Genomic DNA, 11,588 nt, shown 5'->3' with positions numbered 1-11,588 from the left:
CAGTCTGCCCGCTGTGGCCCGCTGATATCCCTCCGGCTCTATGTCGGAAAGCACGGCCTTCAGCCGCGACCTACACCACCTCCCGGGGCACGATCGGTGCCGGAGCGATAAACGATGCCAGAGACTAATCGGGACCCTTGCGCCATTATCGTTATGGGGGTCAGTGGTTGTGGCAAATCCTCCATCGGCTGAAGATTTCGGACGCCCTCGGCATGCAATTTGTCGAGGGCGACCAGCTTCATCCGGCATCGAATGTCGAGAAGATGTCGAAAGGCATTCCGCTGACGGATGACGACCGCATGCCTTGGCTCGATCTCATCGGTGAAACGATGAAGGCATCGCTCGATCGCGAGCAAGGCGTCATCGTTTCCTGCTCGGCGCTGAAGCGCACCTATCGCGACCGACTGCGCAAGGCGGCAAATGGAAAGCTCCTTTTCGTCTATCTGTCAGGCTCGAAGGAGCTGTTGGCGAAACGAATGGGCGAGCGCAAGGGCCACTTCATGCCCATGTCGCTGCTGGAGAGCCAACTCGCAACGATGGAAGTGCCGACTGGAGAACCTGGCGTTGTGACCGTCGATATCGACGATACGATCGAAGGGATCGCGGAGGCGGCGCTCCGCGATCTCAAGTCGTTGGGCGTCGCTTAGCCATCGGTCCGCAACAGGACCTTCTTCTTGAAGAGGACGTATGACCGCAGGCAAACGCGATGACGTTGCTCAGGTGAAACGCTGCGGCGAATAGGCGGAAATATCGATGAATGGCCTTTCGCCTGCAATGGCCTCCGCCAGAGCGCGCCCAGTGACCGGCCCCAAGGTCAGTCCGTGATGGGCGTGGCCGAACGCGAACCATAGACCGTCGTGTCGCGGCGCCCTTCCAATGATGGGCATCATATCAGGCGTGCAGGGGCGGGCGCCCATCCAGGGCTCCGGATCGAGCCTCTCGCCGAGCGGAAAGACTGTGCGCGCTACTTTCTCGGCGCGGTCGAGCTGCACCGGCGTCTTCGGCGCGTCCAGCGCGGCGAATTCAGCGCCTGTCGTCAACCGGATGCCGCGGCTCATCGGTGCAAGGAAGTAACCTCGTTCAGCATCCAGCGTCCAGTTGTGGAGGGTTGCATTGCCTGTCGTGGCATAATGCATGTGATAGCCGCGTTTGACGCCGAGCGGAAAGGCATAGCCGAGCCGACGTGTAGCGACCGCGGCCCAGGGGCCGAGCGCCAGAACCACATCCTCCGCGTCCAGCGAGCCTTCGCTGGTCACCACCCTCCAGCTCGCACCGGAACGACCGAGGGAGTTGGCGTCACCAGTGACACACCTTCCGCCCAGACTCTCGAAATAGGAGCGGTAGGCCATCGTCAATCCGTGCGGGTCGAGCACCGACCACGGATCGCGCCACCGCAGGCCGCCGATGAAATCTCCCTTGATATTGGGTTCGAGCCGCGCCACGCCGGCGGCATCCAGCTGCTCGTGCATGACGCCGAACTCGGCCCGTAGCCGCTCAGCCTCGGCGAATTCGGCATCGCGCCGACCGGCTGTGCGGAAGATCTCCATCCAGCCATCCTTCCGGATCAGATGCTGCGCATTCGACGCTTCGATCAGATCATTGTGCTCCGAAATCGAGTGCTCGATCAGCGGGGCATAGGCACGAGAAATCATCTCGTGACGCCTGGCGTTCGAATTCCACCAGTAGCGGCCAAGGAACGCCAATTGTCCGGGCAACGCCTTGAGGTGATAGTGGGCGTCGATCCGGTTGTTGAAGGCATAGCGTATTAGAAGGCCGAGCTGCTGTGGAAACCCGTATGGCACGACGCCTTCGCGTTGAATGAGACCGGCATTGCCGAACGAGGTTTCATTGCCTGGCGCCTTGCGGTCGATCAACGTCACCTGCAGCCCCCGGCGCTGCAGGTGAATGGCCGTCGATACGCCGACGATACCGGCGCCAAGTACGATTGCGTTCTTTGTCATTGCCATGCATTCCACTTACTGCAAGCAATGAAAATGCCGCTCCGACAAGCTACAGGCAAACGAAAAATTTCGTTTCATTTCAAAAACATTGTCGTTTTCAGTGCCTCGTTTTCAGCTTTGATGCGGACATAAAGCACTGCGGCGTTGAGCACCGAAAATATCGCTGCGTAGACGGGCATGCCGAAGGCCAGAGGAAGGATGGCGATCTCGCCTACCACGACGACATAGTTGGGGTGGGCCAGGAACCGGTAGGGTCCACTGCTGACGAGCGGAGCGCCCGGCAGCACGATGATGCGTGTCGTCCATCGTCCCTTGAGCGTGCCTATGACCCAGAGCCGACCTGCCTGCAGGACCATGAAAACGGCAAACCATAGCGGGTCGACCGGGCGGCCGATCGCCAGCAGCCACAATCCGGTGATCCAGCAGCTATGCAGGGCCACCATGTAAGGATAGTGCAGCGGCGCGACCTCCTTCGCGCCGCTGCTCAGAAGCACCTGTGTATTGTGGCGGGCAAGAGCAAGTTCCGCGAGGCGCTGTGCCGTCACGAAGACGAGGAGTGCAATTGAGGGCCACATCATGCGACCCTCTTTAAGGTCACGCAGCTTGCCGTAAAGCCCGGCCCCATCGCGACCATCGCGCTGCGCTCCGGCAGCCCCGCCTTCAAGGCGCGCTCGAGCACGAAGAGCACCGTGGGCGAAGACATGTTGCCGTATTCGGCAAGCACCGCGCGTTCGTGGTCCAGGGTTCCTGCTTCAAGTGACAGCGCGCTTTCAAGGGCAGTCAGCACCCTCGTCCCGCCGGGATGGCAGATGAAGCGATCGATGTCGGCCCGAGAAAGACCGTTGCGCGCCAGTATTCCGTCGACAGCCGGGCCGAGTTCCGTTTCGGCAAAGGGCGGCAACGATTGAGCGAGAACCACACCGAAGCCGGTGTCGTCAATCTTCCACCCCATGATGCCGAGCGTATCGGGGAAGAGATGCTCACCCGTCGACTCGACCTCCACCTTTCCCTCCGGTCCTGCCCGGAGTATGCAGGCTGCCGCGCCATCGCCGAAAAGCGCCGTGGCGATGATGTTCGCGCGCGTCAGTTCGTCCAGACGGAACGCCAGCGTGCAAAGTTCGATTGCCACGAAAAGCACTGTTGCGCCTGGCCGATCCCGGGCGAACCGCGAGGCGATGGCGAAGCCGGAAACACCGGCCGCGCAGCCGAGTCCGAAAACCGGAACACGTTCGATATCCGAGCGAAAGCCCATTTTCTGTGCGAGCTGTGCATCAAGGCTCGGTGTGGCAATGCCGGTGGACGAGATCGTGACGATGCAGTCGACGTCGGACCCTCGCAGGCCCGCCTTCATCAGCGCATTGGTGGCTGTCTCGAAAAACAGGCTGCGCGCCACGTCGCCGTAGGCTTCCATCCGGTCCTGCCAGCCATGCGGCTCGATGAACCATTCCAGTGGACGAGCGGCATAGCGTTTCCTAATGCCGGCATTGTCGAAGACGCTGGCAAGGTGGGAGAAATCCTTGAAGCGTGATGAAAACAAACGGGCGGAAGTCGCCGCCGCTTCCTTTTGTGTGATGACATGTTCCGGCGTTGCAACGGCAAGACTCAGTAATTTTACGGTATCACTCACGGAATGCTCCTTGTGGCCGGCGCGTGAGCGGCTAACACCTCAGACCTGCATTTATTCGCTGGCGCCGGAGCTGCGACGCCAGAAAAAAGAAGAACACGCAATCGAATAAAGTGGCAGCCAACAGTGTTCACTCGCCGCTAACGTCATTTTCCTAGGAGATATCCCATGACGATCGCGACTGTTCGTATTGCTTCCATCCTGGTCGGCGGCTGCATTGCCGCTTTCGCGCTTTCTGCCCCTGCCTTCGCGATAGGCGGCGGTGGCAGCGGCAGCGGAAGTGGCTCCAGTGGCGCCGGTAGTTCTGGCGGCAGCAGCGGCACCATGCCGACCTGCAAGAAGGGCCAGCTGTATGACAAGAAAACGAAGCGGTGCGTCAAGCAGAGTAGCGCCAACGTGACGGAAGAAAACCGCACGGACTATGCCTATTCGCTGGCAAAGGCCGGCCGCTACGAAGAAGCGCTTGCCATGCTCGATACGTTGAAGAACCCGAATACCGCCGAGGCCCTGAACTATCGCGGCTACGCCACCCGCAAGCTTGGCCGCACGGACGAGGGAATTTCCTACTACCTGAAATCCGTCGAGCTTGATCCCAACTATGCGCAGGTTCGCGAATATCTCGGCGAAGCCTACGTCATCAAAGGACGTCTTGATCTCGCCAAGGAGCAGCTCGAAACGATCAAGACGATCTGCGGCACCGAATGCGAGGCGTATCGCGATCTCAACGAAGCGATCCTCAAGCCGTAGGAGCTATGACGCTGACGTAAAGCGGGAATGTGCAATTTCGGTTGAACGGGAACTACCAAATGCCGGTCGCATACACCACATTTCCTGCCTATAGTCGCGCAAAACCGAGGCCGTCGGTGCAACCGGCGGCTTTGGAAGGAAAACCCGTGGCGGAGGCTCTCATCGCAAGCGAAGCCGACATCAGGAGCGGCCTGGCGGATAATCTTGTGCGGCTGTGGCGCTATGGCCTCGTGCTCTCGCATCGCCGCGATATTGCCGACGATCTCGTGCAACAGACCTGCCTGCGTGCCCTTGAGCGCGTTGAACAGTTCGAGGCCGGAACGCGGCTGGACCGCTGGTTGTTCTCTATTCTGCATTCCATCTGGTTGAATGAAATCCGATCGCAGCGGGTGCGCCTCGGTCAGGGCTTTGTCGATGCTAACGAGGCCTTGGTCGTCGATGGAGCCCATGACACGGAAACGCATGTCATGGCGAACCAGGTTCTACGATTGGTCAATGCGCTGCCGGATGCGCAACGGGCCGCCGTCTTCCTCGCCTATGTGGAAGGCCTTTCCTACAGGGAGGTAGCAAGCATATTGGATATCCCGATCGGAACCGTGATGAGCCGCCTTGCCGCGGCGCGCGCCAAGATCGCAGCCAATGTCTCGGGAGAGGGGGCGACATGAACGACAAGAACCCGATCCTTTCCGATGAGGAGTTAACGGCCTATATCGACGGCGAACTGTCGGATGCGGAAGTGTCGCGCATCGAGGCGCTTCTCCATTCGAACGAGCGTGTGGGCGCAAGGCTGAAGTTCCTGTCGCGTAGCAGCCTCCAGTTCAAGCAAGCCTTCGAGCCGCTGCTTACCGCGGCGCCGAAGACCGAACTCGATGCTATGCTCGGCATTGTGCCGGGCGATGCAAAGCCGGCTCCTTCGCGCCCCAGTCGCCGAGGCTTCCTTAGCGCGATTGCCGTCTGCCTCGTCGCGGGTGTTGTCGCCGACCGGGCCTTCATCGGCATTCGCAATCGCTTGCATGCGCCTCATGAAAACAGCGAATGGCGCACTGTGGTTGCCGAATACATTACCCTCTATACCGCGGATACTCTGGCCGGCCCGTCGCCGTCCGATGACGCGCAGGCCGCGCAACTGGCTCTCCTCGACGACAAGCTTGGCCTTTCCCTTTCACCTCAGACGGTGTCGCTGCCGGGTATCGAGTTCAAGCGTGCTCAGCTGTTGCAGTATGACGACAAGCCGCTGGCGCAGATTGCCTATCTAGACCCCGAGACGGGGCCGCTGGCGCTGTGCATTGTCCGCTCGGCTGTCGGTACGAAGGAGCCTGACGTCGAAGGCCGACACGGCTTGAACGTTGTCTACTGGTCAAATCCAACGCATGCCTTCATGCTGATCGGCCGCATTCCGATCGACCGCATGCAGGAACTGGCGGAGGATGTGAGGAAAAAGACCTTAGCGTGATGCTCAGGAGGGAATTTGGCTGATGACTCCGGGTTTCCGCATTTCAAAGACTAACAATATTTCCTCTGAATTCCCTATGTTTTTTCCGATCGTGAGCGATGATCGCCTCTGGCGCAAAGCGGAAGCAGCGTGGCTTAAATCAGCCGGGGATGCTTATCAACTATCGCCAGTCGACGCCTCCAACAATCGCCTCCATCGTTAGTGCATGCACGCCCTAACCGCCGCTGTCGGGGTTGACGCCGGGCAGTTCTAACGGGCCAGCCAGATGGCGCTTCGGGAGCTGGTAGTCAGGGAAAGGTGCGGACGCACAGGTGTTGTAGTTGGAGCTCATTGAGGAGTATTATCTAAATCTAAAATAGAAATTATGAGCGGGAACGAGCGGAAAACTGCAGAACCCTTTTCCGCAGTTGGCCCATAAGGACGAGGAAGCCCGTACTTCGGGAGGAAAAGATGAAACACATGCAGATCAGGGGGAGACCGTCGCGCCGTAAATTTCTAAGCGGGGCAGCCATGGCCGGTGCGGCGATGATCGCAGCACCAAGCGTCGTCAAGGCGCAGGGGCCGGTCAACATGCGTTGGCAGAGCACCTGGCCATCCAAGGACATCTTTCACGAATTCGCGCTTGATTTCGCAAAAAAGGTCACTGACATGACCGGCGGCGATCTCAAAATTGAAGTGCTGCCGGCAGGTGCGGTGGTGCCTGCCTTCGGCTTGCTCGACGCGGTCTCCCAGGGGACGCTCGACGGAGGGCACGGCGTGGTTGCGTATCACTACGGCAAACAGGCGGCGCTGGCTCTGTGGGGCTCGGGGCCGGGATTTGCCATGGATGCCAACATGTTGCTCGCCTGGCACAAATACGGCGGCGGCAGGGACCTCCTCGTAAAGCTCTATGAATCGATCGGGGCCAATGTGGTTTCGTTCCTCTACGGGCCGATGCCGACACAGCCGCTCGGCTGGTTCAAGAAGCCGGTCGCCAAGGTGGAGGATTTTCAGGGACTGAAATTCCGCACCGTCGGCATTTCCATTGATGTGTTCACCGGCCTTGGTGCCGCGGTCAATGCGCTGCCTGGCGGCGAGATCGTGGCGGCATTGGACCGCGGCCTGCTCGACGCGGCCGAGTTCAACAACGCGTCGTCCGACCGGGCTTTGGGTTTCCCTGACGTCTCTAAGATTTGCATGCTGCAAAGCTATCACCAGAATGCCGAGCAGTTCGAGGTGCTGTTCAACAAAGCGAAATACGATTCATTGCCTGACCAGATGAAGGCGATCATCTCCAATGCCGCGGAGGCCGCCTCTCAGGACATGCACTGGAAGGCGATCGACCGCTATTCGACCGACTACGCGGAGATGCAAACAACCGACAAGGTCAAGTTCTACAAGACGCCGGAAGCGATCCTCAAACGGCAACTGGACGTCTACGACGAGGTCGTGAAGAAGAAGGCAGCGGAAAACCCGCTGTTCAAGGAGGTTATCCAGTCGCAAATAGCTTTTGCGGCGCGGGCAACGCGGTGGGAACAGGATACCGTCGTCAACCGCCGGCTAGCCTTCGATCACTACTTCGGCCCGAACGGAGTTGCGAAGGAACTATAACGTTATCACCGGACAACGGTGCTTCTAACGAAGGTATAAGCTATCTCGGGGGGCACCCGTGGACGTTCAGCAGTTTCTCATCAGGATCGATGCGATCAGCGTGTGGGTCGGCAAGGCTGCGGCGTGGCTGATCATCGGCCTGATGACGCTCGTCTGCATCGAAGTCTTCAAGCGCTACATCATGAACATGCCGACAGCGTGGATTTTCGATGTTAGCAATATGTTCTACGGCACCCTGTTCATGCTCGCCGGAGCCTATGCGCTGGCGCAGAATGCCCATGTACGCGGCGACTTTCTCTACAGCTCGCTCAGGCCTCGCATACAGGCGACGCTCGATCTCCTTCTTTATATCCTATTCTTCCTGCCGGGCGTCGCCGCGCTCATCTATGCCGGTTACCACTATGCGGGGCTATCCTGGCGGATCGGCGAGCATTCGACCGTCACGGCGGAAGGCCCGCCGATCTACTACTTCAAGACCGTCATTCCGGTAGCGGGCGTACTTGTCCTCATTCAGGGGCTCGCCGAGATCGCGCGCTGCATCCTCTGCCTGAGGACCGGAGAATGGCCGCGCCGGCTCAAGGATGTGGAGGACATCGACGTTGTCGCCGAACAGCTTGCGCATAGCGAGCACATAGACGCGCAAACGCGCGAGGCGGCGATCCAGCACGCCCAGGATATCGACAGGGCGGCGCGGCAACGGGGCCGGGGAGGAGACATCGAGACGTGACTGATCCGTTCCTCGGACTGACGATGCTAATTCTCATCGTGGTCGTCATCGTCATGGGGTTCCCGACAGCCTTCACGCTGATGGGGCTCGGCATGATTTTCGGCTTCTACGCATTCTACAATCCGGCCGAGCACTGGATCGACAACCGCGTCTTCGACCTGATGGTTCAGCGCACCTATGGGGCGATGACCAACGATGTCCTGATCTCCATCCCGCTCTTCGTGCTGATGGGCTACGTGATGGAGCGTGGTGCGCTGGTGGACAAGATGTTCTACAGCATCCAGCTTTCCTTCCGGCGGATTCCCGCCTCGCTTGCCGTTGCGACCCTCATCGTCTGCACCTTCTGGGGCATTGCCAGCGGCCTTGTCGGAGCGGTGGTGGTGCTGATGGGCGTCATTGCAATGAACCCGATGCTGCGCGCCGGCTATGACGTCAGGCTGGCCTCTGGAGTGATCACCGCCGGCGGCACGCTGGGCATTCTGATCCCGCCATCCGTGATGATCATTGTCTATGCTGCGGTTGCGGGACAATCTGTCGTCAAACTCTATGCCGCCGCGATGTTTCCCGGCTTCTTTCTCGCGCTTCTCTATCTCGCCTACATCCTCGGCTGGGCGACCATCAGTCCGAAGATCGCGCCCGCCCTGCCCGAGCAACAGACGAGAGTCCCCGTGCCCAGCTGGATGGAGCGTTTTCAGGCGCTCTATTCCCACAACATGCTCGTCGGGCTTCTCCGCGCATTGGTCTCGCCATCAAAGGCGATGGCGCTCGAGACGGGCGAGGGGCGGCTCAGCTACTGGAAGCTGGTCAAGAATGCTTGCGCTGCGCTCGTGCCCTTCTCGCTGACGGCATTCACTCTGGCGCTCGTGTGGTGGTATGTCGTCATCTATCCTCAGGCATCGGCAGTGGCGGAAGCACCGGAAGGGCTGGAACAACTCGGCGCACCCGCATCTGACGCCGAGCCGGTGGCGGTGAACGGGCCAGCAACCACTTTCTACGTGGCCTTCGGGATCATCGCCGCAATCGCAGCGGCGGTACTCCTGCGCTACTACAGGAATATGAGTGCGGAGCGGCTGCAGGTTGTGAAACTGCTGGTTTCGTCGGTCATGCCGCTCGGGATCCTAACCGTTGTCGTGCTCGCCGTCATTCTGTTCGGCATCACGACGGCGACCGAGTCCGCCGCGGTTGGGGCCGCCGGCGCCTTTCTGCTGGCGTTCCAGGCCCGGACGCTCAACTGGAAACGCACGAAGGAGGCGGTCTTCCTGACAGCGAAGACCACGGCCATGGTTTGCTGGCTCTTCGTCGGTTCGGCGCTCTTTTCCGCTGTCTTCGCTATCCTCGGCGGCCAGGCACTGGTTGAAGAGTGGGTGCTGGCGCTCGATCTCACGCCCGTGCAGTTCATGATTCTGTCGCAGGCGATCATCTTCATTCTCGGCTGGCCGCTCGAATGGACCGAGATCATCATCATTTTCGTGCCGATCTTCCTTCCGATGCTGAGGCACTTCGATATAGATCCGATCCTCTGGGGCGTGCTCGTCTTCGTCAATCTGCAGGCGGCGTTCCTGTCGCCGCCGGTGGCGATGTCAGCCTATTATCTCAAGGGCGTCTCGCCACCGCACGTCACCCTCAACCAGATCTTCGCCGGCATGATGCCCTACATGCTGATCGTCATCCTCTGCATGATTATCATGTATGTATGGCCGGGCATGACACTGTGGCTTCCGAACTATCTTTACGGCTAAGAGACATTGCCGTCTGCGGCGGCCCGTGCCGCAACACCTCTATGCCAATGCCTGTTGCTATCGATTTCTTTTGCTCTGACATCTCAAAGTCCCGTTGATGAGGTGGAAGCCGCGCGAGAGCGGCGAAAAAGGGACTGCCCAAACCCGGCATTATTTGAGACAATTGCGTGGGGAGGATTGCCTCTACGGCTCGCTCAGCCGGTTTCGAATCGATATCTCGTCGAAACGTCCTTGGATCCTGCCCCGTCCGCAGCGGTGAGTCGGCTGTCGGCAAGCATCTAGCGAACATTTTTTGTTGTTCAGCAAACGCGAGCCAGGAGCACTTCACATGGTAACGTGGAAACCCGATCCAAGCTTTTATCCGTCACCGCGAATGGCCATGAAAGCCGCGCCGGAGACGCTTGCCTACGTCGTCGCCTTCGATCCGGCGCGAGCGGTTCCCGACGAGCTGGCGGTCGTCGATGTAGATCCGAAATCGGCTTCTTACGGGCAGATCGTAAATAACCTCGCGATGCCCAATGTCGGCGACGAATTGCATCATTTCGGCTGGAACGCCTGCTCGTCCTGTCTATGTCCGAACGCACCGCACCCGCATGCGGAGCGCCGCTATCTGGTCGTGCCGGGACTAAAATCCTCCCGCATCCATATCATCGACACCAAACCGGATGGCAGGAGCCCGTCCATCGTCAAGGTGATCGAGCCCGGCGAAGTGGCCGAACGGGCTGGTTATTCCCGGCCGCACACAATTCATTGCGGCCCGGAGGGCATCTATGTTGCCGCACTTGGTAATGCCGAAGGCAAGGCCCCAGGCGGCATTTTTCTAATGGATCACGAGACCTTCGAGGTCCGCGGCCAGTGGGAAATGGATCGGGGGCCGCAACAGCTTTCCTATGACGTCTGGTGGCACCTTGGCCACGATACGCTCGTCACCAGCGAGTGGGGCACGCCGGATACGTTCGAAAACGGCTTGATCCCGGAAATTCTGCTCGGCGCGAAATACGGCCGCCGTCTGCATTTTTGGGATTTGCACAAGCGCAAGCACCTGCAGAGCATCGATTTTGGCGACAAATATCAGCTTGTATTCGAACTCAGGCCCGCGCACGACCCGACCAAGGCCTATGGATTTGTCAACTGCGTGCTCAGCCTCGAGGACCTCTCCTCCTCGATCTGGGTCTGGCACCGCGACGGCGCGAAGTGGGGGGTAACAAAGGTGATAGATATTCCGGCCGAGCCCGCCGATCCGGACCTGTTGCCGCCGGTGCTGAAGGGTTTCAATGCCGTGCCGCCGCTCGTCACCGACATCGATCTTTCGATGGATGACAGATTTCTCTACGTGTCCTGCTGGGGAACCGGCGACCTGCGTCAGTACGATGTCTCCGATCCGTTCAAGCCGAAGCTGACTGGCAAGGTCCGGATCGGCGGTATCGTTTCGCGTGCTTCGCATCCAGGGGCGAATAACGGCGCGCTGAATGGTGGCCCGCAAATGGTCGAGATCAGCCGAGACGGTCGCCGCGTCTATTTCACGAACTCACTCTATGGGGCGATCGACGAGCAGTTCTATCCCGACGGCGTCTCTGGCTGGATGGTGAAACTTGACGCGGAACCGGACGGCGGCATTGCCTTTGACGAGAAATTCTTCGTCGAATGGCCGAAGTCACATCGCCCGCACCAGGTCCGTCTGCAGGGTGGAGATTGCTCGTCAGATTCTTACTGTTACCCGTAGGGAAAATGACGTCAGCCAGATGAG

Annotated in this window: 10 protein-coding genes and 1 pseudogene; 8 read left to right on the top strand and 3 right to left on the bottom strand. The window is 59.6% G+C overall.

From position 1 onward, the window contains the following. The first annotated feature begins 114 nt into the window (after nucleotides 1-114). A pseudogene (locus tag FHX09_RS09990) lies at nucleotides 115-647 on the top strand (gluconokinase). Nucleotides 648-716: 69 nt separating this feature from the next. Here FHX09_RS09990 and FHX09_RS09985 read toward each other — a convergent pair. From FHX09_RS09985 to FHX09_RS09975, 3 genes are all read right to left on the bottom strand, one after another. Beyond that, complete coding sequence (locus FHX09_RS09985; RefSeq protein ID WP_007796819.1) at nucleotides 717-1,961, bottom strand: FAD-binding oxidoreductase; 1,245 nt, start codon at nucleotides 1,959-1,961, stop codon at nucleotides 717-719. Between the two features lie 74 nt (nucleotides 1,962-2,035). Then, on the bottom strand, nucleotides 2,036-2,539 hold the full coding sequence (locus tag FHX09_RS09980) for an isoprenylcysteine carboxylmethyltransferase family protein (RefSeq protein WP_132588363.1): 504 nt from the start codon (nucleotides 2,537-2,539) through the stop codon (nucleotides 2,036-2,038). Continuing rightward, nucleotides 2,536-3,588, bottom strand: a complete 1,053-nt coding sequence (locus tag FHX09_RS09975; RefSeq protein ID WP_132588364.1) for a type III polyketide synthase — start codon at nucleotides 3,586-3,588, stop codon at nucleotides 2,536-2,538. Before FHX09_RS09975 ends, FHX09_RS09980 begins: the two co-directional genes overlap by 4 nt. 165 nt (nucleotides 3,589-3,753) lie before the next feature. Between FHX09_RS09975 and FHX09_RS09970 the strand changes: the two genes are divergently transcribed. The 7 genes from FHX09_RS09970 to FHX09_RS09940 all read left to right on the top strand — a co-directional run bounded on the left by FHX09_RS09970 (nucleotide 3,754) and on the right by FHX09_RS09940 (nucleotide 11,564). Next, the gene (locus FHX09_RS09970) at nucleotides 3,754-4,332 is read left to right on the top strand and encodes a tetratricopeptide repeat protein (RefSeq protein ID WP_132588365.1); all 579 of its coding nucleotides are present in this window, start codon (nucleotides 3,754-3,756) and stop codon (nucleotides 4,330-4,332) included. A 59-nt stretch (nucleotides 4,333-4,391) separates the two neighbouring features. Then, a complete protein-coding gene (locus FHX09_RS09965; protein ID WP_037083343.1) occupies nucleotides 4,392-4,997 on the top strand; it encodes an RNA polymerase sigma factor in 606 nt (201 codons plus the stop codon). Beyond that, nucleotides 4,994-5,785: an anti-sigma factor gene (locus tag FHX09_RS09960; protein ID WP_184449862.1), complete on the top strand. Its 792-nt coding sequence runs from the start codon at nucleotides 4,994-4,996 to the stop codon at nucleotides 5,783-5,785. The genes FHX09_RS09965 and FHX09_RS09960 overlap by 4 nt, the downstream gene beginning before the upstream one ends. A gap of 450 nt (nucleotides 5,786-6,235) precedes the next feature. After that, complete coding sequence (locus FHX09_RS09955) at nucleotides 6,236-7,375, top strand: TRAP transporter substrate-binding protein (protein WP_132588368.1); 1,140 nt, start codon at nucleotides 6,236-6,238, stop codon at nucleotides 7,373-7,375. Between the two features lie 58 nt (nucleotides 7,376-7,433). Further along, a complete protein-coding gene (locus FHX09_RS09950) occupies nucleotides 7,434-8,102 on the top strand; it encodes a TRAP transporter small permease subunit (protein WP_132588369.1) in 669 nt (222 codons plus the stop codon). Next, complete coding sequence (locus FHX09_RS09945) at nucleotides 8,099-9,841, top strand: TRAP transporter large permease subunit (protein ID WP_132588370.1); 1,743 nt, start codon at nucleotides 8,099-8,101, stop codon at nucleotides 9,839-9,841. Before FHX09_RS09950 ends, FHX09_RS09945 begins: the two co-directional genes overlap by 4 nt. Nucleotides 9,842-10,169: 328 nt before the next feature. Beyond that, nucleotides 10,170-11,564: a selenium-binding family protein gene (locus tag FHX09_RS09940; RefSeq protein WP_132588371.1), complete on the top strand. Its 1,395-nt coding sequence runs from the start codon at nucleotides 10,170-10,172 to the stop codon at nucleotides 11,562-11,564. Nucleotides 11,565-11,588 lie beyond the last annotated feature (24 nt).

Source organism: Rhizobium sp. BK538, from assembly GCF_014197575.1.
In the GTDB taxonomy this organism is placed as follows: Bacteria; Pseudomonadota; Alphaproteobacteria; order Rhizobiales; family Rhizobiaceae; genus Rhizobium.
Note: the sequence above shows the minus strand (reverse complement) of the source record. Positions and strands in the feature narration are given on the sequence as shown.

Coding starts and splice junctions, on each gene's coding strand:
- FHX09_RS09985 (WP_007796819.1), bottom strand. CDS start 1,961: ATGACAAAGAACGCAATCGTACTTGGCGCCGGTATCGTCGGCGTATCG.
- FHX09_RS09980 (WP_132588363.1), bottom strand. CDS start 2,539: ATGATGTGGCCCTCAATTGCACTCCTCGTCTTCGTGACGGCACAGCGC.
- FHX09_RS09970 (WP_132588365.1), top strand. CDS start 3,754: ATGACGATCGCGACTGTTCGTATTGCTTCCATCCTGGTCGGCGGCTGC.
- FHX09_RS09965 (WP_037083343.1), top strand. CDS start 4,392: ATGCCGGTCGCATACACCACATTTCCTGCCTATAGTCGCGCAAAACCG.
- FHX09_RS09960 (WP_184449862.1), top strand. CDS start 4,994: ATGAACGACAAGAACCCGATCCTTTCCGATGAGGAGTTAACGGCCTAT.
- FHX09_RS09955 (WP_132588368.1), top strand. CDS start 6,236: ATGAAACACATGCAGATCAGGGGGAGACCGTCGCGCCGTAAATTTCTA.
- FHX09_RS09940 (WP_132588371.1), top strand. CDS start 10,170: ATGGTAACGTGGAAACCCGATCCAAGCTTTTATCCGTCACCGCGAATG.